Source organism: Sphingosinicella xenopeptidilytica, from assembly GCF_042676985.1.
Classification (GTDB): domain Bacteria; phylum Pseudomonadota; class Alphaproteobacteria; order Sphingomonadales; family Sphingomonadaceae; genus Sphingosinicella; species Sphingosinicella xenopeptidilytica.
The window spans coordinates 396,270-419,391 of record NZ_JBHTIK010000015.1; the positions used below are offsets into that span (position 1 = coordinate 396,270).

A 23,122-nucleotide genomic window follows, 5' to 3' on the forward strand; every position below is an offset into this window, starting at 1 on the left:
TAATGATAATTAATAAGATAAATTTTTCTAAAAAATATGCATTTTTAGTTTTATTTTTCTTAATTTCTACATTTTCAATATCAAATATTTATGTAAATAGTGAGCAAGATATATATTACTGGGATTGGGGTAATTATTATAAATTATACTTAAAATTTATGGAAAATTTTTGGAGCGGTAATTTTGAATGGCTGAATTGGCTGGTCAATTCAATTAGAGTAGATTCTTACAATCTTTCAAGCATAACCTTTTTAGCGCCATTTTACCTATTTTTCGGACCAAATCGTTTTGGATACATATTAGGCATATCAACCCTCTATATGCTTCCCGCTATGGCTATTAGCTTGGCCCTATGTCGCCGCGCCATTCTGGAAAGCTCAAAGGCGCAAGCTGTTTCCGGACACATCTTCACTTCTCTGACGATTATCACCTTTTTATTTCCAGTCTTCTGGGCTCCAACTCTCCGGGGCATGCCGGACGTCATCGGCTTGATACCGTTGGGAGTCGCAACCCTCATATTCCTTCGCTCCAAAGGACTAACCGAGAATCCGCTTCGCAGCGGTCTCGCTTTTGGCACGCTTCTATGGACGGCATTCCTGTTTCGCCGCTGGTATGCCTTTGCGGTCATCGGGTCTTTTACCGCCGGCGCACTCATTATTTTGCTTATCCTTTTGACCCTTAAAAGCCGAAAGGACACCCTGAAAGCCGGTGCAAACGGTTTCGGTCGAGCCGGGTTCACGGTTGCCGCGTGCCTTATAGCCTTCCAACTGCCATTGGTTCGGGAAATACTCACCAGTTCCTACGGAGACTTATACGTTGCGTATCAACAGCCTTTCTTCAAACAGGCCGGCACGCTTCTTCTTAATCTGAGCATCCCTTTTTGCCTGTTGTTTATGCTCGGAACCGTATTCGCCTTGAAGGAAGGAAATCGCACGACCCAATTTTGTTCATTGGCTTCTATCATCACCTATCTACTCTTCGCGCAGACCCAAGCCCCCGGCATTCAGCACCTTTTGCCGATCTTCTTTTGGACCTTGCCAGCCATAGCACTTGCCTATGCAAGGATCACCATATACCTGTCACCGAACTGGCGATGGCCTTTCGCTATGCTCGCAATTCTCTGGAGCATAGCCAACTTCGCCGTCGTATTCGCTCCTGGCGTCCGGGCGGCTTTGGCTCCGGCAGGATTTCTTTTTTCCAGCCAACAGTTCCTGCCACTCAGACTTGAAAAACCTGAAGATTATTTTCGCCTCATAAGTGATACTCGGCAACATCTCCAGCAGAACGAAAAAATTGCGATCTTTGCGTCAGGTTTCAACCTTTCAGACTCATTGCTCGCATCACTCAGCCCGGAGCTAAAACCTTCCATTGCCTGGATTTCGCAAGTCGATGCGCGCGACGGCTTCGCACTCGCACCTTTACGGGCCGAATATGCTATCGTAGCGGATCCGGTCGCGCTTCATTTGCCAGCACAACACCAACAAGTCGTGTCAGTGGTTGCCACGGATCTCATCGACGGCGGCCCGCTATCGAATGGCTATCGCCTTATTAAAGGCCCGTATTTTCTGGATGGTTGTAAAGCCTACCTCTTCAAAAGAGTGCAGCCCCTCACCGACTCCGAAATCCGCCTGTTGGAAGCGACGCTAAGATCTCGCTACCCGAATTGGTCGTGGGATGGCGCAAACAGAATCTACAGATCAAAAGCATCTTGATTGGATGGTGAGCCCCGCTGTTTCCTAACCAGAAACTTTCTAGGGTCCAAACCCAATTAGCCTCTTGAAAATCTGCGTTCACATTGATTCAGGGAGTCTCCGCTGAGGCAGGAGGCTGTTGGGAATGTCGCGTTCGTTGTTCTGGTTGTCGGATGAAGCGTGGACGGCGATTGAGCCGCACTTGCCGAAGAACCAGCCCGGAGCGCGGCGTGTCGATGATCGCAGGGTGATCTCGGGCATCATCCACATGCTCAAGTGTGGTGGCCGCTGGGCGGATTGCCCGTCTGAATACGGCCCTTCGACGACGGTCTATAATCGCTGGAACCGGTGGAGCCGCCGGGGCATCTGGACGCGTATCCTGGCGGCGCTGACCGAGGAGGGCTGGATCGCTGAGACCGGCCAGATCGATAGCAGCTATATCAAGGCTCACCGCTCTGCCGGTGGCGCAAAAGGGGGGCGCGGGCCAATGCCATTGGCATCTCGCGTGGCGGCAGGACAACGAAGATCCACGCGCTCGTCGATGTTCTTGGGCGACCACTCCGCCTCGTCCTGACGCCCGGCAACACGTCGGATGTGAAGGGCGCAGACCTGCTGATCGGCGAGACCATCGGCATGAAGCGGGTGATCGCCGACCGGGGTTACGATGCCAACCGCATCAGGGCTGCCTTGCGCGAACAAGGCACTATCCCTGTCATCCCCGGTCGTCGTAATCGAAAGCGCCCGATCCAGTATGACGAACGCCGCTATAAAGATCGCTGGCGCGTTGAGGCCATGTTCTGTCGCCTGAAGGACTTCCGGCGCATCGCCACCCGTTACGACAAGCTCGCCCGGAACTTCCTGTCAGCCGTAAGCCTCGCTGCCGCTGTCGCCTTCTGGCTTTGATTGAGTCTCGACCCTAGTCAAAGGTCAGTTCCCTGCCGATTGAACTACGGGTCATTACCGAAGTAGTTCGTCAATTTGCATGCGAGGGCTATTACTGAACGATTGTCACAAGGGCGCAAGGCTTCTAACGGCACAAGCCTCGAGCACTTCCCCCACGAAGGCTTGGTTGATAAACGCTCTTCAGTTAGCTGCTGCTGAAGCGGAAAAATACCGCTCCACACCCCACCACACCGCATACGTCCCCGCAAAGGCGACGAGCCCGTCCACGGCGTAATGCCAGCCGAGGTGGATTGAGCCCACGAACGTCGTGAGCGCGAAGAGCGAAGCGATGAGACCCGCCACGCGTCCGATCCGGAACGCGAGCAGCACGTAGAGGAAGGCGATCGCGTTGTGGAGCGAGGGCATTGCCGAAATGCCCATCGAGAAGGCGATCGTGTCCGTCTCGTGCGCGGTCCAGAGCATGGTCTGCCAGTGCAGCGCGCCAAGGCCGCTGCCGTCGTTGGCCTTCAGCGCCGCGTCGATCGCAGTGAGCCTTTCCATCAGCCCGGCGAACTCCGGTGCGGAGGGAGAGGCCAGCGCCGCGAGGAAGCATGGCCCCGCAGAGCTGCCGATGTAGGCGCCGAACACGCCGAGCACGATCCAGATCGCCGTGAAATTCAGGAAGAAGCGCGCACGCTCGGCGCCCGGCGCGATGAGCGCGAAATAGCCGATCGCCACGGAAAGCCCGAACACCCACAGCGTGTAAAGGCGATCGATCACCAGCGTTGCATCGGCCGAGCCGAAGAGCGCGTGCGTCAGCTCCCACGGCTGTCGACCCAGGAACAGCAGCTTGTCGGCCGCGGCAAACAGGTCGTCGAGATAAAACGGCATGATGTGCGGGATCTGCATTTTCAGCATACCCATCGCTGCGAACAGCACTGGCATCAGCGCGAGCGGCAGCAGCCGCGAGACGAGCCCACTTGTATCCTGAAGCTGCGCGCGCAGCGAAACCACCATGCTGGACAGCGGCTGTGCCTCCCCGGAGAGCAGCGCGCGGATCAAATGATAGAGAAGCCCCAGCGACACAACGAGCGGAACCGCGCGCAGCGCCTTGCCCATGTAGTCGGCAACCAGCGCGGCCGTGGAGGCTCCGTTCCACTGCGCCACCACCTCGGAAACGCCATAGATTCCGGCGACCATCAGAAACAGCGGCGCAAGCCATGCCCATTCCTCACGCGCGATGGAAAACGGCTTTCCGAGAACAGCGTACATGGGCGCCCGATCGATACCTGCTGGTGTGACCAGCCCTATACAGAAGGCATTAACGATACGTGGAAGCGGCAGTCTCCAGTGCGACCGCCCCCGGGCACATTACGACACCGTTCCAATAACATGTTGATAATACGTCGCATGTGTGCGAGCAGCCGAGCCGCGCGAGTTTCTTATTCTCGCGTTGTTTACATCCCAGTTTGACTGGCCCGGCCGTCCCAGCGGTCGGGCCAATTTTTTCCGTATTGCCGGGCTGCAGACACCAGGAATCGAAAATCGGAAGAAACTGTGATGGTGAGCCCTGCTGGATTCGAACCAGCGACCTACTGATTAAAAGTCAGTTGCTCTACCGACTGAGCTAAGGGCCCATGCGCCATGCGGCGTGTGCGGGGCTGATCTATGGAGCGCGGGGGCTTCGGTCAACCGTTTCTGAGACGGGCGTGCATCTGGCGCACGGTGAGGCCGATGACAGGATGCCTCCAGTCCGGCACGACAGTCAGCATAGGGGCCAGCACGAAGTCCCGGAGGTGCATGGATCGGTGCGGCGCGGCGACGCCTCGCGACTGCCGCCAAAGCAATCGCCCCGGCCATACGCCAGCGCCCCATGCGATGAGGTCGAGATCGAGCACGCGCGCGCCCCAGCGCCGCCCGCCGCGCCGTCCGAAGCCACGCTCCACGGCCTTCAGCGCCACGACGATCTCCGGCGGTGTCAGCACCGTCGATGACGTCATGACGGCGTTCGCATAGTCGCGCCCACCCGGCCCCACGGCCCGCGTGCCGAGGATCGGCGACACGGCAGCGGCTGGAAACCCGGCCTCGCCAAGCGCCTTCACCGCGGCGCGCACGACGCCGGCCGGGCGTCCGTGCCGCCCGTGCGGGCGGTTCGATCCGATGGCGATCACGATGGATGTCTCGGCGGGTGTTGCGGCGGTTGCTAAGGCCATGCGCGCCGCTTAATCGGAAAGCCATGTTCATGGAAAGCCCGCTTCCCCAAACCGAGCCGCCGCGCGACTGCCCGCGCTGCCCGCGCCTTGCCGATTTCCGCGCCGAATGCCGCGCCGAATACCCCGATTGGTGGAATGCCCCCGTCCCCGCCTTCGGCGATCCCGACGCATGGCTCGGCATCATCGGCCTTGCGCCCGGCAAGCACGGCGCGAACCGAACCGGGCGGCCGTTCACGGGCGATTATGCGGGCGATCTTCTCTATGCGACGCTGGACAAGTTCGGGCTGTCGACCGGCACCTATGCCGCCGATCCGAACGACGGCCTCCGCCTGAAGGGCGCGATCATCATCAACGCGGTGAAGTGCCTGCCGCCCGAAAACAAGCCGACGCCCGAGGAAATGAACACCTGCCGGCCCTTCCTTGAAACGCAGATCGCCGCGCTGCCCCGCGCGCGCGCGTTCATCGCGCTCGGCCTCATCGCGCACCAGTCGACCCTGCGCAGCTTCGGGCTCAAACCCTCGCATCACAAGTTCGGGCACGGCGCGCGCCATGCGTTGCCGGGCGGGCGCATCCTGTTCAACAGTTACCACTGCTCGCGTTACAACACGAACACCGGACGGCTCACCGCGCCGATGTTCGAGGACGTCTTCCGCATGGCAATGAACGAGGCCGCATAACCCCATGCCCTTCTCGATCGTGGATCTCGATCAGGGGAACGCGCGCTGGCTGCAATGGCGGAGCGGCGGTCTGGGCGCCTCGGATGCGCCTGCCGTGATGGGCGAGAATCCTTGGAAAAGCCGCAAGCGCCTGCTCAAGGAAAAGGTGGATGCGATGGCGGGCGTCGTCTCGCACTGGCGCGGCAATGCGGCAATGTCGCGGGGGAACGCGCTGGAGCCGGAAGCGCGGCGGCTCTATGCGGGCCATACCGGCCACAGCGTCGCGCCGGCCTGCCTTCAGAGCAATCGCTACGAATGGCTGCGCGCCAGCGTCGACGGCATCTGCTTTACCGCGGGCGCTGTCGTCGAGATCAAGTGCGGCGACAAGGCCTACGCCTACAGCACCGAAAAGCGCGCCGTGCCGCGCTACTACTACGGCCAACTCCAGCACATCCTCGCCGTCACCGGCTATGCGCAGATCGATTTCTGGTGCTGGGTGCCCGGCCGCGCGCCGCAGCACATCGTGGCCGCGCGCGATGAGGCCTATATCGACCGGATGCTCGATACCGAGGCCGCGTTCTGGGACGAGGTGCTGGCGGGGTAAGCCCCCTCAGATATCCTGCGCCAGCCGCCCGTAGAGCTCCGGCCGCCGGTCCCGGAAGAAGCCGAACGCGGCGCGGTGTTTCTTCACGCGCTCCAGATCGATTTCCGCCGTCAGCACGCCCGTTTCCGCTGCGCCGAACTCCGCAACGAAATCGCCGCGCTCGTCGGTGATGAAGCTATGCCCGTAAAAGCTCATCGCGTCCTCGCTGCCGATTCGGTTCGCGGCCACGACGGGCACCACATTCGAAACCGCGTGGCCGATCATCGCCCGCCGCCACAGTCGCGAGGTGTCGAGTTCCTCCGCCGCCGGTTCGTCGCCTATGGCGGTGGGGAAGAACAGCACGTCCGCGCCCATCAGCATCATCGCGCGCGCGGTTTCGGGATACCACTGGTCCCAGCAGACGCCGACGCCCACCGTGCCGTACTTCGTCGGCCACACCTTGAAACCGGTGTTGCCGGGCCGGAAATAGAATTTCTCCGTATAGCCGGGGCCGTCCGGGATATGGCTCTTGCGGTAGGTGCCCATCACCTTGCCGCTGTCGTCGATCATCGCGAGCGTATTGTAATAGTGCGGCCCGTCCGCCTCGAAAAAGCTCGTCGGGATATAGACCTTCAGCTCGGCGGCGAGCTTCTGCATGGCCAGCACCGACTGATGCTCGGCTACCGGCTTCGCCGTCGCGAAAAAACGCTCATGCTGCACCTGGCAGAAATACGGCCCTTCGAAGAGCTCGGGCGGCAGGATGATCTTCGCACCCTTCCCCGCCGCCTCGCGCACCAGATCGCTGACGCACGCGATATTGCTGTCGATGTCACCCCCGAGCGGAAGCTGAAGCGCGGCGACGTTCATGGTGCTCATAGGGCGGGAACCTGCTGCGTGATGCAATGGAAGGAGCCGCCGCCGGTCAGGATATGGCTGGCCGGAAGCCCCACCGCCTTGCGGCCGGGAAACAGCGCCTGCACGGCGGCCACGGCGGCTTCGTCGTTCGGCTGGCCATAGATGGGTACGATCACCTTCTTGTTGGTGATCAGGAAGTTCATGTAGCTCGCCGGGATCGCCTCGCCGTCCACATCGAGAAGGCCGGGCGACGGAATCGTTTTCACCTCAAGCCCCGCAGCCTCCAGCGTCCGCCGCGCTTCGGCATAGGCATCGGCGTTCGGATCATCCGCGCCCGCAGCCTCCGGAACCACGACGACACCCTCGGCGACGAAGCGCGCGAGGTTGTCGACATGCCCGTCCGTATGGTCGTTCAGAAGCCCGTCGCCGAGCCAGATCACGGTGTCGAGCCCGAGATCGGCAGCCAACCGCGCCTCGATCTCTGCCTGCGACAGATCGGGATTACGGTTCGGATTGAGCAGGCACTGCCGCGTCGTCACCACGCGGCCCGTGCCGTCCGGCTCGATCGCGCCGCCTTCAAGCACCCAGTCGTGCCGTGCGAGCGCCGCGCCCTGCGTTTCAGCGACGAACTCGGCGACCGTGTCGTCGCCTTCCAGCTCATACTTGCCGCCCCAGCCGTTGAAGCGGAAACCCGCCGCGCTGCCGTCCGAAAGGAACAGCGGGCCGGTGTCGCGCAGCCAGATGTCGCCGAACTTGCGCTGGTGGATGCGCACGGAGGGGTGATCGGCGAGCGCGAGCCGCGCCGTCGCCTCCGCCTCGGGACCGTCGACGAGAAGCTCGACGGGCTCGCCGCCGTCCGCGATGATCGCGGCCACCATCGCGGCGACCTCGGCCTGCGCAGGCTCGAGGTCTTCCTGCCACAGCGAGGCGTCGGAGGGCCACGCCGTCCAGATCGCGGCGTGCGGCGCCCATTCGGCGGGCTGACGTTTCATGAATTCTCCTCTTGCGCGAAGCCGGTTTCGTCGGCGGCTCTGCCACTCGAACCCTCCCCGGGCAACGCTGTTCCCTTGAACCCCTGTGCCACCACGTACCATTCGGACGAATCCTTGCGGCTCGCGGGTGGTTTCGAGTGCTTCACCGTGCGGAAATTGCGTTTCAGCTCCGCGACAAGCGCATGGTCTGCACCGCCCGCCAGCACCTTGGCGACAAACGTGCCGCCGTGGGCAAGAATCTCACACGCGAAATAGAGCCCCGCCTCCACCAGCGCCATCGTACGCAGGTGGTCGGTCTGCTTGTGGCCGATGGTGTTCGCCGCCATGTCCGACAGCACGAGGTCGGCCGCCCCGCCAAGCGCCGCCTTCAGCGCACCCGGCGCTTCATCGGCAAGGAAATCCATCTGCAGGAAGGTCACGCCCGCCAGCGGCTCCATTTCCAGAAGGTCGATGCCCACCACCGCCGCCTTCGGATGCTTCTCGCGCAGCACCTGGCACCAGCCGCCGGGCGCAGCGCCCAGGTCCACCACCCGGCGCACGCCGCGCAGAAAATGGTACTTCTCGTCGAGTTCCAGCAGCTTGAACGCCGCGCGCGAGCGATAACCCTGCGATTTCGCCGCCTTCACATAGGGATCGTTGAGTTGCCGCTCGATCCAGCGCGTCGAGGCCGCCGATCGCCGCCGCGCCGTCTTCACCCGCACCTTGCCGCCCACGGAGCGGCCCCCGATACCGTTTGCCATGCTAAAGCCTGTGACCGTCGCGCCGCATCAGCGTGCGGAGGATGCCCTCGCGGATGCCGCGGTCGGCAACGCACACCTCTCGCGCCGGGAACATCGCAAGGATGGCGTCAAGGATGGCGCATCCCGCGATGATAAGGTCGGCGCGCTCGTTGCCGATGCAGGCGAGCGCGGCGCGTTCAGCGTGCGCCATGCGGGAGAGCGAAACGCCCACCTCGCGAAGCGCTGCGGCGGGTACGCTGCAGCCATCGACCCTGCGCCGGTCGTAATGCGCGAGGCCGAGGTGCAGGCTCGCAAGCGTGGTGATCGTGCCCGATGTGCCCAGAAGCTGCAGCGCTTCCGGGCTGCACGGCGGATGCAGATGTTCGCGCGCGCCCGCAAGATGCTCGGTCACGCGCGCGATCATCCGCTCATAGGCGGCCTCGCGTTCCTGGGCGGTCTCGAAATGCGTCGGCTCCGTTTCGGTGAGCGACACGACGCCCCACGGCACGCTCGCCCAGCTCACGATCCGCTCGCGCCCGCCCGCGCCGATCTCGACAAGGATGATCTCGGTGCTGCCGCCGCCGATGTCGAAAACGAGCGCGTGGCCCCCGCTGCGGTCGAGCAGCGTCTGGCAGCCGAGCACGGCGAGCCGGGCTTCCTCCTCGGGCGAAATCACGTCGAGCGCGATGCCGGTTTCGGCAAACACGCGGTCCACGAAGGCGTCGCGATTGCTCGCCCGGCGGCAGGCCTCGGTGGCGACGTTGCGGCTCACCCACACCCCCCGGCGGCGTATCTTCTCGGCGCAGGCCTTCAGCGCGGCAACGGCGCGGTCCTGTGCGGCGTCCGAAAGCCGCCCAGTCTCCAGCAGCCCCTCACCCAGCCGCACGATCCGCGAGAAGGCATCCACCACATAGAAGCCGCCGCGCGCGGGCCGGGCTATCAAGAGGCGGCAATTGTTGGTGCCCAGGTCGAGCGCGGCATAGGCGCGCCGCTGCGTCTGCCCGATATCACCCCGCGACAGCGGAGGTATGGAGTCCGTAACGCCCGTGTCGGGCGCGGTATTCACGTCGAAAGGCATGATGGTCGCCCTGTAATCAAGACACCGGAGACCCGAAAAGGCTTCCGACGTTCACTTGAAAGCGAGGCTAGCACCCTTTTGTGAAAATTCGCAACCTCCGCGCACAACCCGCGCGCATCTGACCGTTTGACATTGCGCGGCCGCCCCCATATTACGCCCACCGCAATCGGGCGGCACCTGCCGCTTGTTGGTGCCCTGTCGTCTAATGGTAAGACTACGGACTCTGACTCCGTCAATCGAGGTTCGAATCCTCGCGGGGCATCCATCTCCTCTCGTGAATTGACTGCCGCGCGATTTCCCGTCCGGCAGCGCTGTGATAAGCTCCCGACATCTTTTGTGGGGAGAAAGCGCATGACCGGCAGCATCGTTGTCCGTGGGTTCCTGGCTGCAACGCTTCTTGTCGGAACACTCTCCGCCGCGCCGCCTGCCGCAGCGCAGGGGTTTGGCGCGCCTGTGAAATCCATCCTCGGCGACGCATCGGACAGTGCGCTCGACAAGCTCGCCCAGCCGGGCGCCTTCTATGCCGACAAGGCGATCCGCATCCTGCTTCCGGGGCCGCTCAAGAAAGCTTCCAAGCTGATGAAATACACGGATCAGGCCGGCCTCACGGGCAATCTCACGAAAAGCCTGAACGATGCCGCCGGCCTTGCCGCGAAGGAAGCCAAGCCGATCTTCCGCAGCGCGATCAACGATATGACGCTGCAGGACGGCGTCAGCGTGGTTTCGAAGAGCGACGGCGCGACCCGGTATCTGGAGGAAAGCGCGGGCAACGACCTGCAAGCCAAGGTCCGTCCCCTCGTCGCCGCCGCGCTCGGCAAAGTCGGCGCCTTCGATCAGCTGGACAAGCTCGGTGCCGGTTCCTCGCTCCTGTCGGGCGCAGGCCTCAGCCGAGACGGCCTGACGGACAGCGTCACCGATCAGGCGCTGAAGGGCATCTTCCAATATATCGGCACCGAAGAGGCGAAGCTGCGCGCCAACCCGCTCGACGCCGGAAAGAAGCTCTTGAAGACCCTCAAGAAGTAGGGGACTGCCGCCGGCAGTCGTAGCACCCTTCACATCGAATCGTTGTCGAAACAATGCGGCCGAAATAGCGTCTTCACTCCATTGTAATGGGGGCATTATGAAACGCTTTTCGCTGATTTTCGGCGCGGCTGCCGTTGTATCTGGCTGCGCATCTACCCAGGCCGTTCTCGACAAGGCGCCGACGGAGGTATTCCGCTCCGAAAAGAGCCAGAACGAAGTCGCGTTCTGCCTTGCGAACAAGAATAACACATCGGCTTTGGACCGGGATGACGGCTCGAAAGTCATCCTCATCAAGAACGGCTATGGCGGGGTTTCCCTGGCTTTCACGGTTTTCAAGGAAGGCGAAGGCAGCCGCATCGAGTATCGCCGGGAATTCGGGACAGTCGGCGGCATCTGGAAACAGTGCATCGGCCTGAAAGACGAGAAGTAGACTCTGCAGCGAGGTTGAGCGACGCGCGCCGCTCAACCTCGCTTTTGCTTACACCGCCGCCGGTAGCCGCAGTGTCGCGGCGAGACCACCGAGATCCTCGCTGCTGCCGAGCGTGATGCTGGCGCCGTAGATTTCGGCCACGTCCTTCACGATGGAAAGGCCGAGACCCGTGCCGGGCTTCTCGGTGTCGAGCCGCGCGCCGCGGCCGAAGATGCGGACGCGCTCGGCTTCCGCGATGCCGGGGCCGTCATCCTCCACGACAATCTCGATGAAGCGTTCCGGCCTGTCCGTGCGCGAGACCGAGACGAACACGCGCCCGGCGCCATATTTCGCGGCGTTCTCGATAAGGTTGCCGGCCATTTCCTCAAGATCCTGCCGCTCGCCGTGGAACACGGCTGCGCGCTCGCCGTCGAGGTCGATGGTGACCTCGGGATAGATACGGCTGATCGCACGGCGCAGGCCTTCGAGCGCGGGCCATACCTCGGCGCGCGCGTTCACCGCCGATCGGCGGCCGAGCGCGCGGGCGCGGGCAAGGTGGTGATCGATGTGGCGCCGCATGATGGCGAGCTGGCCGCGCACCGTGACCGCGAGCGGGTTCGCCTGCCCCTCTGCCTCGTTCATCACGATCGCGAGCGGGGTCTTCAGGGCGTGCGCAAGGTTGCCTGCGTGCATCCGCGCCGCTTCCGCCTGCGCCTCTGTGTGATCCAGCAGTTCGTTCAGTTCGGCGACCATCGGCGACACTTCCGCCGGGAAATCGGAGGAGACGCGCCGCACCGCACCGCTGCGTACCGCCGCGATCTGGTCGCTGATACGGCGCAGCGGCCAGAGACCGTAGCCCGTCTGAAGCCCCGCCATGCCGATGAGCCCGATGCCGAGCACGCCGAGCGACCACAGCACGGTCGCGCGCACGCGGGCGAGCTGGCGGTCGAGTTCCGCCCGGTTTTGCGCAGCCTGCACGTGAAGCATGATCGGGCTGTCGGGCAGCACGATGTCGCGTTCCACGATGCGCAGCCGTTCGCCTTCGAAGGCGTCGCTGTCGTAGGCCACGGGTTCCTTGCTGGCGTCGAACGTACTCGGGGTCAGCGCGCGGTCCCACAGCGAGCGCGAACGCAGCGGCTCCTGCCCCGCCATGCTGATCTGCCAGTAAAGACCCGAATAAGGCTCCTGAAAGCGTTGATCACCGAGCGAGCGATTCAGCCGGATTTCCCCCTCGGGGCCCAGCTCCACGGTCGCGATCAGCCCGGTGAGCACGCTGCGCAGGCGCTCGTCGAAGCCGTCGACGATAATGCGCCCGACCGTGCGTTCGAGCGCGTAGCCCCCCATCAGCAGCAGTGTGATGATCCACAGCGCCGATACCGCCAGCATACGGCGGCTGAGCGAACCGCGCCGGAAAAGCTGGCCGAAACGGGATTCGCGTGGCGCGGTGACGGCCACCTCAGGCAGCTTGCGGATCGTCCAGGCTGTAGCCGAGACCGCGGATGGTCTGGATGAGGTCAGCGCCCAGCTTCTTGCGGATGCGCGTGATGAACACCTCGATGGTGTTCGAATCGCGGTCGAAATCCTGATCGTAGATGTGCTCGATCAGTTCGGTGCGCGAGACGACCTTGCCCTTGTGGTGCATCAGGTACGCGAGCAGCTTGTATTCCTGCGCGGTGAGCCGCACCGGCGTGCCGTTCAGCGTCACACGGCCGGAGCGCATATCGAGCCGCACGTCGCCCGCTTCGAGTTCGGATGAGGCATTGCCCGTCGAGCGGCGGATGAGCGCGCGCAGCCGCGCGATCAGCTCCTCCATCTGGAACGGCTTGGCGAGATAATCGTCGGCGCCCGCGTCGAGCCCGGCCACCTTGTCGGACCAGCTGTCGCGCGCCGTCAGCACCAGCACGGGGATGGCGATGTCGGCCTTGCGCCACTTGTCGAGCACGGTGAGCCCGTCCATCTCGGGAAGGCCGAGATCGAGCACGATCGCGTCATAGCTTTCGGAGGAGCCGAGGAAGTGCCCCTCTTCGCCGTCGTTCGCGACATCGACCGCGTAGCCGGCGCCTTCCAGCGTCTCGCGAAGCTGGCGTGCAAGCGTGGGTTCGTCCTCGACGATCAGCAGGCGCATGGGGAAACCTTCAGTTGCCGTCTATGTCGATGATATGGCCGGTCTTGGCGTCGACGTCCACCTCGACGACCGAGCCTTCGCGCAGGTAGCGCAGCCGGTAGCGCTTCCGATCCATGTCGAGCTTGCTGCCGACGAGTTCGCCGCCCACGCGGTTGCCGACGCGGCTCTTGATCTCGCCGAGCGAGCGAATCTCGCCGCTCTTCGTCGCCGCCCGTGCCGCATCGTGATCCTTCATCTTCGGATCGAGCGCCTGCGCCGGCGCCGCAGTCGCTGCGGAAACGCAAAGGGCAAGCCAGACAAAGGCGAAACGAAACTTCACACGCGAACTCATTCTGTAGAAATGCCCGTCACGATTACCGCCCGCGCGGTGAATAGCCCATGAATATTGCGCAGACGCCGCAATCACCCTAACTCCCCCCTCGTTCCTCTCGCCTGGAAGTCTAACGCGTGTCCGCCCCCATTGTCTCGCTTGAATCCATTGGCCTCGTACAAGGCACGGGCTGGCTACTACGCGGCCTCGATCTTTTCATCGGCGAACGCGACCGGCTGGCGCTCATCGGCCGCAACGGCGCGGGCAAGACGACGCTCTTCCGTCTCATCGCCGGACTCGTCGATTTCGACGAGGGCGAGCGCAAGGCCCGCCCCGGCACGCACATCGTGCTGCTGGAGCAGGATCCCAAGGTCACCGGCTTCGCCACCTTGCGCGATTTCGCCATGCGCGGCCCCGGCGCACCGGAGGCGCACGAGGTGGACGCCATCGCCGACCAGATCGGCCTCGACCTTGACCGCTCCGCCGAAACCGCGAGCGGCGGCGAACGGCGCCGCGCTGCGCTCGCCCGCGCGCTCGCCGAAAACCCGGACCTGATTCTCCTCGACGAGCCCACCAACCACCTCGATCTCGCCGCGATCGAATGGCTGGAAGGTTGGCTTGGCCGCTACACGGGCGCATTCGTCGCGATCAGCCACGACCGTACCTTCCTCACCCGCCTCACGCGTTCCTCGCTCTGGCTCGATCGCGGCCAGGTCCGCCGCGCCGAGATCGGTTTCGGCGGCTTCGAAGCGTGGACCGAGCAGGTTTACGCCGAAGAGGCGCGCGCCGCCGAAAAGCTCGATTCGAAGCTCCGCGAAGAGCTCCACTGGCTCCAGCGCGGCGTCACCGCGCGCCGCCGCCGCAATCAGGGCCGTCTCGCCAAGCTGCAGGAGATGCGCGCCCAGCGCGCGAGCATGATCGGGCAGGCCGGCAAGGCGAAGCTCGGCCTGCAAAGCGACGACGCTAAGGCCAAGATCGTCATCGATGCCGAGGGCGTCAGCAAGAGCTACGACGGCCGCACGATCATCAAGGATCTGACGCTCCGCATCCAGCGCGGCGACCGCATCGGCATCGTCGGCCCCAACGGTGCGGGCAAGACGACGCTCCTCAAGCTCCTCACCGGAGAGATCGCGCCCGATACGGGCACGGTGAGGCAGGCGAAAACGCTCGCGGGCATCACCATCGATCAGCAGCGGAAGCTCCTCGAACCGGGCAAGCGCGTGCGCGACATCCTGGCGGACGGCGGCGACTGGATCGATGTGCGTGGTGAGAAAAAGCACGTCATCGGCTACCTCAAGGAGTTCCTGTTCGATCCCGCCTACGCCGATGCGCCCGTCGATGCGCTCTCCGGCGGCGAACGCTCCCGGCTGCTGCTCTCGCGCGAGTTCGCCCGCGCCTCCAATCTCCTCGTCCTCGACGAGCCCACCAACGACCTCGACCTCGAAACGCTCGACCTCCTGCAGGAGGTGATCGCCGACTACGAGGGCACCGTGCTCATCGTCAGCCACGACCGCGACTTCCTCGACCGCACCGTCACGATGGTCGTCGGCCTCGACGGCAGCGGCCGTGCCGATGTCGTCGCGGGCGGCTTTGCCGACTGGGAGAAGAAGCGCACCCAGCGCATCGCCCCCAAGACAAGCAGCGCCCCCGCCGCCGAAGCCCCGCGCACCGCCCGCACCAAGCTCAGCTACAAGGACCAGCGCGAGCTCGACCTGCTTCCCGGCGAAATCGAGGCCCTGAACGCCGAGATCGCCCTGCACGAAGAAAGCCTCGCCAACCCCGCGCTCTACACGCGCGACCCGGACGGCTTCATGCGGATTTCGGCGGCGCTCGACGCGGCGCGTGCGCGCCTCGCCACCTGCGAAGATCGCTGGCTCGAACTCGCCGAAATGTCAGAGGCGCTTGGATAATTCAATTATTGCGACTGACTCCTAATAGCGTTGACTCTGCAAATCACTCTCAATAACAAGCCCCTTCCGTTGACTACCGGGGGTTGTTTTGATGTCGATTTCGCGTTCACGCCGTCTGTCGGGCGTCTCTATTTTTACGCTTGCACTCTCTGCCATGCCCGCCCTGGCGAACGAGGCCGACGACAATGTCGTTGCCGACACCATCGTCGTCACCGCCGCAGGCTTTGAACAGAAGATCGAGCAGGCGCCCGCCTCGATCAGCGTGATCGGCCGCGAGGAAATCGAAACCATCCGCGCCGTCTCGATCACGGAAATCCTGCAGAACATCGAAGGCGTCGACGTCGGCGATTCCGTCGGCAAGAGCGGCGGCGCGCAGATCAGCATCCGCGGCATGGGGTCGGAGAACACGCTGATCCTGATCGACGGCCGCCGTCAGAACACGGCGGGCAGCGTCACGCCGAACGGCTTCAACGAGACGGCCACGAGCTTCCTGCCGCCGGTCTCCGCGATCGAGCGCGTGGAAGTGGTGCGCGGCCCGATGTCGACGCTGTACGGGTCGGACGCGATGGGCGGCGTCGTCAACATCATCACCCGCAAGATCGGCGACCGCTGGGGCGGCTCGATCACCGGGCACACGACCATTCAGGGCGACCGCGACTTCGGCGACATCAAGGCCGGCAACGTCTATCTGAACGGCCCGCTGGTGCCCTCCCTGATCGGCGTCGCGCTGCGCGGCAGCTATTCGGAGCGCGCGCAGTCGGAGATCGCGTATCTCAACCTCGCGGGCGTACCGACGCCCGTCACGGGCTTCGGCCCGAACCCGACCAAGAACCGGATCTGGTCGGCGGGCGGGCGCATCAACCTCACGCCGCACGCCGATCACGACGTGTGGGTCGACATCGATTTCGCCGACCAGTGGTACGACAATTCCAAGGCCCAGATGGGCACGAATACCGTCGCCGGCGGCTACGAGGACGTGCTGGAGTTCAAACGCGAGCAATATGTCCTCGCCCACAATTGGCGGCTGCCGTTCGGCACGCTGGAAAGCACGCTGTCGCACAACGTGACGGAAACGCTCGGTCGCCTGATCCCGGCGCTGGTCCCGGTGAAAGGCGGCGGCCCGCGCACGCTGGAAAGCACGAGCACGATCTTCGACACCAAGTTCTCGTCGCAGATCGCCAACCACACCTTCACGCTCGGCGGCCAGTATTGGGACGCGGAGATGATCGACGGCGTCGCATCCGCGCCGTTCACCTTCGAGCAGTGGTCGCTGTTCGCCGAGGACGAATGGCGCCTCGTCGAGAATTTCGCCCTCACCGTCGGCGGACGCTACGACGACCATTCCACCTTCGGCAGCCATTTCAGCCCGCGCGGTTACGCCGTGTGGAACGCCACCGACAACTGGACCGTGAAGGGCGGCGTCAGCGCCGGCTACAAGGCGCCGCGCCTCGAGCAGCTCGCGCCCGGCATCAACGGTTTCGGCAGCCAGGGGCGTCTGCCGCTGATCGGCACGCCCGGCCTGACCCCGGAAACCAGCATCGCGACCGAGCTCGCCGTCTTCTACGACAACCGCGAGAATTTCCGCGCCAGCCTCACCGTCTTCCGCAACGACTACGACGACAAGATCTCGTCGAGCGACGATCCGGTCGACAACTGCGCCTTCGGTGTCAGTGCGGTCGACTACGAGGCCGGAAATTATGAGACGACGGGCTGCGTCGATGTCGGTTTTTACCCAACCGTCGCGACCTTCGGTCAGTCTGTGAACATCGACAAGGCGCGCACGGAAGGCTTCGAGGCCACCATCCGCTGGGAACCCGTGCCGTCGGTGACGCTGTCGGGCAACTACACCTACACGGACAGCGAACAGCGCAGCGGCCCATCGAAGGGTGAACCGCTGACGAACACGCCCAAGCACATGCTGAACGGGCAGGCCCGCTGGCAGGCGACCGACATGCTGAATCTGTGGCTACGCGGCGAGTATCGCAGCCGCCGCTACCGGACGCCCGACACCGGGACCGGCAATGCGAAGGCGCTGTATGGTGACTACAAATCCTACGCGGTTTTCCATCTCGGCGGCTCGTTCCAGATCGATGCGTTCACGCTCAGCGCCACGGTCTACAACGTGCTCAACACCGATTTCGTGGACTATCAGCCGGCAACAAGCAGCACGGGTGCGGCCACCTTCGTGAACCGCTACATCAACAACCAGGAACCGCGCCGCCTGTGGCTATCCGCTAAGGTCGATTTCTAGAGCTTCGTACGCAAAAAAACGATGCGCCAACAAAGGGACAGAGCAAGCTGCGTGATTCCGAGATCGTGCAGCTTGCTCGAAACCGCGATCGTTTCAGATTGAATCAGCCCGAAAACAGCGCCGCGGACAACCCCGGCACGAACTTCGACCCAACGACGAGCGCAGGGCTTTCGCAGTCCCGCGTTTTTTTTGTGGCCATCGAAAGGCACCAGCGTTCGTACCGCTGTGCTTCTCGGGACACGTCCTGGGGAAACATTGCGCGATTGTTGCTGATTTATCTCGTTGATATTGACTCTGATATTCATTCTCAATAGCGAGCCCCTCGCACTCAACTTGCGGGGGTTTTTCATATGTCGAGTCGTACATCTCTTGCCGTTGGCACGCGCCCAGCGTTTTTGGCCCTTTCCTGTGTCGGTTTCGTTGCCAGCGCCCTGCCCGCGCACGCGCAGGAACAGCAGCAGAAACTGGGCGGCGTCACCGTCACCAGCACGGCCGTCGACGAGGAGATCAAGGTCGAGAAGGCCGAATCCCCCAAATATGTGCGGCCACTCCTCGATACGCCGCAGACGATCACGGTCATCGGCAACACCACCATCCGCCAGCAGAACCTGCTGACGCTGCGCGAGGCGCTGACGACCATTCCGGGCATCACCTTCGGCGCCGGTGAAGGCGGCGGCGGCTACGGCGACAGCATCAACCTGCGCGGCCAAAGCGCCAACACCGATCTCCAGATCGACGGCGTGCGCGACAGCGCACAGTACAGCCGCTCGGACACGTTCAACCTCGAACAGATCGAGGTCGTGAACGGCGCCAACTCGGTGTACGGCGGCTCGGGCTCGATCTCGGGCACGATCAACCTCGTCACCAAGCGACCGAAGGGCGAAGACCTCAGCGTCGTTCAGGCGGGCATCGGCACGGACAATTATTATCGCGCCACGGTGGACAGCAACCTCCGCCTGTCGGACCTCGTCGCCGTCCGCCTCAACGCCATGTACCACGAGAACGACGTTCCGGCCCGCGACTTCGATCACTACGAGCGCTGGGGCATCGCGCCGTCCGTCACCATCGGCATCGACGGGACGACCAGCCTGACGCTGCTCTATGTCCATCAGAAGGACGACAACACGCCGATCTACGGTGTGCCTTATTACTCGTCGGTCGGCGGACTGCTGCCGGGCGCCGACTATGGCGGCTACTACGGCTACAAGGATGTCGATTATCAGAAGCAGACGGTCGATCAGGCAACCGCGATCTTCGAGCACGCCTTCAGCGACAAGGTCTCGCTTCGCAACCTCGCGCGCTGGCAGCGCGTGGAACAGGACCTCGTCGTCAATCCGCCGCAAGGCACCTACTGCCTCGATAGCGGTACGCTCTACACGGGCGCGGCGTGCGGAGCCGGGCAGCTTCCCGGCATGTATTACCCCTCGGGGCCGCGCGGCACGTCGCGCTTCTCCGAAAACCAGATGCTCTACAACCAGCTCGATCTGAAGGCCGTGTTCAACACGGGCGGTATCGAGCACACGGTGACGATCGGCGCCTCCTACGCGCAGGAAGACTATGATCTGTCGAACGGCAACTCGCTGCGGAATGCTGGCGGCGCGACGCCGAACCCGACACTGCCGCCGATCGACATCTCGGACCCCGATCCCATCTACGGCGGCCCGATCAACTACATCCCGACGGCGTTCTCGCAGGGCGACACGCGGAACATCGCCTTCTACCTGTTTGACGCCATCAAGCTTTCCGAGCAGTTCGAGATCAACGGCGGCATCCGCTGGGAAAACAACAAGGCGGATTTCCGCGCCGATACCATCATCGGCACGCCGGGGCCGACGTTCGGCAACGTAACCCGCGGTGTCGTGCAGCGGTCGGACGACAACCTGTTCAGCTACCGCGTCGGCCTCGTCTACAAGCCGGTGCCCAACGCCAGCCTCTACGCGGCTTACGGCAACAGCCGCACACCGACATCGTCGAGCGTTCGCGGCGGCTGCGGCCTTGCGACTGCACAGAACCTGAACCTCGATCCCTGCACCGTCGCGCCGCAGGAAGCCGTCAACTACGAGATCGGCGGCAAGATCGATCTCGTCGGCGGCAGGCTCCAGCTCACCGCCGCGCTGTTCAGGAACGAACGCACCAACTATCCGGTGGCCAGCAACGATCCGACGCTCGGCACGCTGCAGGTGCTCGACGGGCAGAGCCGCGTGGATGGTCTCGCACTCGGCGCCACGGGCAACATCACCGATGCGTGGGCGATCTTCGCGAACTACACCTATCTCGACAGCAAGGTGAAGCAGAGCGTTTCGAACTACTGCCTTGCCAATCCGGGCGCGACGTTCACGCCTCCGGGCGGCACGGCGATCACCTGCCCGCTCACGGATACGCAGGCCGGCAATCCACTGACCAACACGCCGAAGCACTCGGGCAGCCTGTTCACCACCTACACGCTCCCCTTCGGCCTGCAGGTCGGCTACGGGTTCACCTATCAGGGCAGTTTCCTGCTCTCGAACACGGCAACCCCGTTCCCGAAATCGAAGGATTGGCTCACGCACCGCGCGTTCGTGTCCTATCCGTTCGGCAACGGGCTGACGGCGCAGCTGAACGTCCAGAACTTCACGGACGAGAAATACTACACCGGCATCCGCAACAACGGCTGGGCGACGCCCGGCGAGGGGCGGTCGGCCGTGCTCAGCCTGTTCTACAGCTTCTGAGCATGGGCCAGGGCGGATCGACATTCAGAAGATGACGCGCCGAAAATGGTGGATTTCCGTGACCCGGAGCGGAGCGTACTAAAGGTACGCGAGCACCGGAAGCGCGGAGAGCCACCATTTGCAGGCCGTCAGGGCTGAATGTCGATTGGCCCTATGGGCAAGAGTGGTTCAGGGGGATCGCTCTTGCCCACCAGCACCGCCGGTGCTGATATCTCAGTAGGTCCAACGAAGATCGGTTTCCTGGCATGATGATCGCGATTCCCGACGTGCTCGATGCGGAGGCGCTCGCCCGCGTCCGCGCGATCATCGATGCCGCCCCGTGGGTCGACGGCAATGTCACCTCAGGCTACCAGTCCGCGCTTGCCAAACGCAACATGCAACTCCCCGAAGACAGCGCCGCAGCGCGCGAGGCGGGAACGATCATCCTCGATGCGCTCGGCAAGGCACCATTGTTCATCGCCGCCGCGCTGCCGCTCAAAGTCTATCCGCCGCTGTTCAACAGCTATGAGGGCGGCCAGACCTTCGGCGTTCACATCGACAACGCCATCCGCATCCAGCGCGGCAGCGAATTCCGCATCCGCAGCGATCTTTCGGCAACGCTGTTCCTCGAAGACCCCGACGACTACGACGGCGGCGAGCTCACCATCGAGGACCAGTTCGGCGTCCAGCAGGTGAAGCTGCTTGCCGGGCACATGGTGCTCTATCCGGCGTCCAGCCTGCACCGTGTCGAGCCCGTCACGCGCGGCAAGCGCACCGCGAGCTTCTTCTGGATTCAGTCGATGGTTCGCGATGGCGAAGCCCGTCGCTCGCTGTTCGAGCTCGATACGGCAATTCAGACGATCGCGCAGGACCGCGGCCACGACGATGCCGCGATCATCCAGCTCACCGGCGTCTATCACAATCTCCTCCGCCGCTGGGCGACAACCTGACACAGCCGAAGCGTTAATAATGCGATTGATTCGCATTATTTGAAGCCTTATATAGCCTGCGTGGCTAGGGGGTCACGGCAACAGGGCGTTCGAATGCATCGGGTTCATGCACGCAGCGCGGACGACGCGTTCGACGATACCAATCTTCACGAGCGCGTATCGGCAATTGTGGCGCCTGTTCGGGCCGCTGCTTCCACGCAATTCACGGCACCTTCGGGGGGCTATGCACCGGGTGGTCTCGATTGGCGCGCAATACTGGCTGTCGCCGCTCTTCACGTCGCGCTCGGTGCGGTTCTCATCCGCACGCAGGTGATCCCGCCGCACAGCGTGCAGACGGCGATGGACCTGCTCGATCTCTCGGCACCGCCGCCCGCGCCAGAGGCGCCGCCGCCTCCGGAGCTTGCCGAGCCTGAAATCTACGTGCCGCCGCCCGCCGTCGAGTTCGCGCGCGACACGCCGCCGCCCATCGTTGCAACCGCTGATCAGCCGCAGGCCGCCCCGCCCGCCCCTGTTCTGATCAGGGCACCGGCCGTCTCCGCGCCGCGCCCGGCAGCACCGCCGACGCTGGTGGCCGACGATCTCGGTGCCACGATGATCTCGGCAAAACCCCCGGCCTATCCGCTGGAATCGCGCCGCAAGCACGAGCAGGGCACCGTCGTTCTGGCGCTGACGCTCGGCACGGACGGCTGCGTTGCCGACATGCGCCTCGCAAGGAGCAGCGGCTACGAGCGGCTCGACCGCGCCGCGCTTGGCGCCGTCCGCCACTGGCGCTGGTCCCCCACGATCCGCGACGGCATCGCCGTCGCCGTGCGGGGCACCGTGGAAATTCCCTTCGTCCTGCAGGGTTGATCAGTCCAGCATCGCCATGAAGGCAAGGCTCATTGTTTCGCTCCCGTCGCGAGAGACGATATGCGCGGCGAGGCCGAGACGGTTGGCGAACCGCAGGCCGTCTTCTGCGCCAAGTACCGTGATCGCGGTCGCATAGGCGTCGGCGTACATGCATTCCGCGTGAAGGACGGTGACGGAAGCGACACCGTTCCCGGGCCTGCCGCTGCGCGGGTCGATGGTGTGCGCGAAGCGCTCACCGTCCGCCTCGAACCAGCGCCGATAGTCGCCGGAGGTGGCCGCCGACAGGCCGTGCAGCGCAAGCCGCAGCGGCAGCAGCGCCGCACCCGGCGGCATCTCGATATCCACCCACCACGGCTGCCCGTCGGGCTTCACGCCCTCCCCCACGAGTTCGCCGCCGACCTCGACAAGAAAGTGCCGGAACCCCCGGCTCTTCAGCCATGCCGCCACGCGATCCGCACCGAACCCCTTGGCGATCCCGGAAAAGTCTAGCGCAAGCGTATCAGTCCGCCGCGCCCGCTGCAGCAGCGTATCACACTCCACCCGCCGCCAACCCGCCGCAAGACGCAGCGTCTCGGTCGTCTCCATATCCGGCGCCGAAGCGACAGCCCCCGCCGCTCCAAACCCCCAGGCATCCACGATCGCCCCAATCGTCGGATCGAACGCCCCGCCACTCTCCTCAGCGATCCGGAGCGCAGCGGAAAGCACGGTCAGGAAACCCGGCGGCATCGACTGCCACGCCCCAACCGCCGCGCGGTTGAACCGGCTGATGTCGGACGCCCCCTCCCACGTGCTCATTTCCGCGACAACACCGTCCAGCGCACCCTGCACGCCCGCGCCAATCTCCGCGAGCCTGCCCGGTGCGGGCACGACGAGGCGCACCGACCAGCGCGTCCCCATCGTCTCGCCGGAAAGAGTGGCAATGTGCCCCGCAGGCTCCCT

The 23,122-nt window shown here is 63.7% G+C and carries 21 protein-coding genes and 2 tRNA genes; 12 read left to right on the forward strand and 11 right to left on the reverse strand.

The window, feature by feature from the left end:
- Positions 1-2: 2 nt before the first annotated feature.
- Positions 3-1,712 (forward strand): hypothetical protein, encoded by a 1,710-nt coding sequence (locus ACFQ00_RS18610; protein ID WP_381494483.1) that lies wholly within the window; start codon positions 3-5, stop codon positions 1,710-1,712.
- Positions 1,713-1,836: 124 nt separating this feature from the next.
- A protein-coding gene (locus tag ACFQ00_RS18615; protein ID WP_137708757.1) for an IS5 family transposase occupies positions 1,837-2,594 on the forward strand; the annotation gives its coding sequence in 2 pieces (ribosomal slippage) (positions 1,837-2,170 and positions 2,170-2,594; 759 coding nt in all).
- Between the two features lie 180 nt (positions 2,595-2,774).
- Here the strand turns inward: ACFQ00_RS18615 and ACFQ00_RS18620 are convergent.
- The 3 genes from ACFQ00_RS18620 to folK form a co-directional block, all read right to left on the reverse strand.
- Entirely contained in the window at positions 2,775-3,845 is a 1,071-nt protein-coding gene (locus ACFQ00_RS18620) for a phosphatase PAP2 family protein (RefSeq protein ID WP_381494486.1), read from the reverse strand.
- A gap of 289 nt (positions 3,846-4,134) precedes the next feature.
- Positions 4,135-4,210, reverse strand: a tRNA-Lys gene (locus tag ACFQ00_RS18625).
- 51 nt (positions 4,211-4,261) lie between these two features.
- Positions 4,262-4,786, reverse strand: a complete 525-nt coding sequence (gene folK, locus ACFQ00_RS18630; protein WP_381494489.1) for a 2-amino-4-hydroxy-6-hydroxymethyldihydropteridine diphosphokinase — start codon at positions 4,784-4,786, stop codon at positions 4,262-4,264.
- A 23-nt stretch (positions 4,787-4,809) separates the two neighbouring features.
- Here folK and ACFQ00_RS18635 point away from each other — a divergent pair, with 23 nt between their 5' ends.
- Positions 4,810-5,463, forward strand: coding sequence for a uracil-DNA glycosylase (locus ACFQ00_RS18635; protein WP_381494493.1), 654 nt, complete (start codon positions 4,810-4,812; stop codon positions 5,461-5,463).
- 4 nt (positions 5,464-5,467) lie between these two features.
- Positions 5,468-6,046, forward strand: coding sequence for a lambda-exonuclease family protein (locus tag ACFQ00_RS18640; protein WP_381494496.1), 579 nt, complete (start codon positions 5,468-5,470; stop codon positions 6,044-6,046).
- A 6-nt stretch (positions 6,047-6,052) separates the two neighbouring features.
- On the opposite strand, the gene aguB is transcribed toward ACFQ00_RS18640, so the two are convergent.
- From aguB to ACFQ00_RS18660, 4 genes are read right to left on the reverse strand one after another with little or no spacing between them, the layout of a single operon-like run.
- The gene (gene aguB / locus ACFQ00_RS18645; protein ID WP_381494500.1) at positions 6,053-6,901 is read right to left on the reverse strand and encodes an N-carbamoylputrescine amidase; all 849 of its coding nucleotides are present in this window, start codon (positions 6,899-6,901) and stop codon (positions 6,053-6,055) included.
- Complete coding sequence (locus ACFQ00_RS18650; protein ID WP_381494503.1) at positions 6,898-7,872, reverse strand: agmatine deiminase family protein; 975 nt, start codon at positions 7,870-7,872, stop codon at positions 6,898-6,900. Before ACFQ00_RS18650 ends, aguB begins: the two co-directional genes overlap by 4 nt.
- Positions 7,869-8,612: an RlmE family RNA methyltransferase gene (locus ACFQ00_RS18655; RefSeq protein ID WP_381494507.1), complete on the reverse strand. Its 744-nt coding sequence runs from the start codon at positions 8,610-8,612 to the stop codon at positions 7,869-7,871. The genes ACFQ00_RS18650 and ACFQ00_RS18655 overlap by 4 nt, the downstream gene beginning before the upstream one ends.
- Position 8,613: 1 nt before the next feature.
- A complete protein-coding gene (locus tag ACFQ00_RS18660) occupies positions 8,614-9,669 on the reverse strand; it encodes a Ppx/GppA phosphatase family protein (RefSeq protein WP_381494510.1) in 1,056 nt (351 codons plus the stop codon).
- A 191-nt stretch (positions 9,670-9,860) separates the two neighbouring features.
- On the opposite strand from ACFQ00_RS18660, the gene ACFQ00_RS18665 reads away from it, so the two are divergent.
- The 3 genes from ACFQ00_RS18665 to ACFQ00_RS18675 all read left to right on the forward strand — a co-directional run bounded on the left by ACFQ00_RS18665 (position 9,861) and on the right by ACFQ00_RS18675 (position 11,122).
- Positions 9,861-9,934 (forward strand) — tRNA-Gln (locus ACFQ00_RS18665).
- Positions 9,935-10,020: 86 nt separating this feature from the next.
- A complete protein-coding gene (locus ACFQ00_RS18670) occupies positions 10,021-10,692 on the forward strand; it encodes a DUF4197 domain-containing protein (RefSeq protein ID WP_381494513.1) in 672 nt (223 codons plus the stop codon).
- 97 nt (positions 10,693-10,789) lie between these two features.
- Positions 10,790-11,122: a hypothetical protein gene (locus ACFQ00_RS18675; RefSeq protein WP_381494516.1), complete on the forward strand. Its 333-nt coding sequence runs from the start codon at positions 10,790-10,792 to the stop codon at positions 11,120-11,122.
- A 48-nt stretch (positions 11,123-11,170) separates the two neighbouring features.
- On the opposite strand, the gene ACFQ00_RS18680 is transcribed toward ACFQ00_RS18675, so the two are convergent.
- The 3 genes from ACFQ00_RS18680 to ACFQ00_RS18690 are packed head-to-tail and all read right to left on the reverse strand — an operon-like array spanning position 11,171 to position 13,545.
- Entirely contained in the window at positions 11,171-12,556 is a 1,386-nt protein-coding gene (locus ACFQ00_RS18680) for a sensor histidine kinase (protein ID WP_381494519.1), read from the reverse strand.
- A 1-nt stretch (position 12,557) separates the two neighbouring features.
- On the reverse strand, positions 12,558-13,226 hold the full coding sequence (locus ACFQ00_RS18685; RefSeq protein ID WP_293781605.1) for a response regulator transcription factor: 669 nt from the start codon (positions 13,224-13,226) through the stop codon (positions 12,558-12,560).
- A gap of 10 nt (positions 13,227-13,236) precedes the next feature.
- Positions 13,237-13,545, reverse strand: a complete 309-nt coding sequence (locus ACFQ00_RS18690; RefSeq protein WP_339711231.1) for a PepSY domain-containing protein — start codon at positions 13,543-13,545, stop codon at positions 13,237-13,239.
- Between the two features lie 128 nt (positions 13,546-13,673).
- Here ACFQ00_RS18690 and ACFQ00_RS18695 point away from each other — a divergent pair, with 128 nt between their 5' ends.
- The 5 genes from ACFQ00_RS18695 to ACFQ00_RS18715 all read left to right on the forward strand — a co-directional run bounded on the left by ACFQ00_RS18695 (position 13,674) and on the right by ACFQ00_RS18715 (position 22,183).
- The gene (locus ACFQ00_RS18695) at positions 13,674-15,446 is read left to right on the forward strand and encodes an ABC-F family ATP-binding cassette domain-containing protein (protein WP_381494526.1); all 1,773 of its coding nucleotides are present in this window, start codon (positions 13,674-13,676) and stop codon (positions 15,444-15,446) included.
- Between the two features lie 91 nt (positions 15,447-15,537).
- Positions 15,538-17,697: a TonB-dependent receptor domain-containing protein gene (locus ACFQ00_RS18700; RefSeq protein ID WP_381494530.1), complete on the forward strand. Its 2,160-nt coding sequence runs from the start codon at positions 15,538-15,540 to the stop codon at positions 17,695-17,697.
- Positions 17,698-18,047: 350 nt separating this feature from the next.
- Positions 18,048-20,405, forward strand: a complete 2,358-nt coding sequence (locus ACFQ00_RS18705; protein ID WP_381494533.1) for a TonB-dependent receptor — start codon at positions 18,048-18,050, stop codon at positions 20,403-20,405.
- Between the two features lie 245 nt (positions 20,406-20,650).
- Entirely contained in the window at positions 20,651-21,334 is a 684-nt protein-coding gene (locus tag ACFQ00_RS18710; RefSeq protein ID WP_381494536.1) for a Fe2+-dependent dioxygenase, read from the forward strand.
- 93 nt (positions 21,335-21,427) lie between these two features.
- A complete protein-coding gene (locus ACFQ00_RS18715) occupies positions 21,428-22,183 on the forward strand; it encodes an energy transducer TonB (RefSeq protein WP_381494539.1) in 756 nt (251 codons plus the stop codon).
- On the opposite strand, the gene ACFQ00_RS18720 is transcribed toward ACFQ00_RS18715, so the two are convergent.
- The gene (locus tag ACFQ00_RS18720) at positions 22,184-23,080 is read right to left on the reverse strand and encodes an FAD:protein FMN transferase (protein WP_381494542.1); all 897 of its coding nucleotides are present in this window, start codon (positions 23,078-23,080) and stop codon (positions 22,184-22,186) included.
- Between the last annotated feature and the right edge of the window lie 42 nt (positions 23,081-23,122).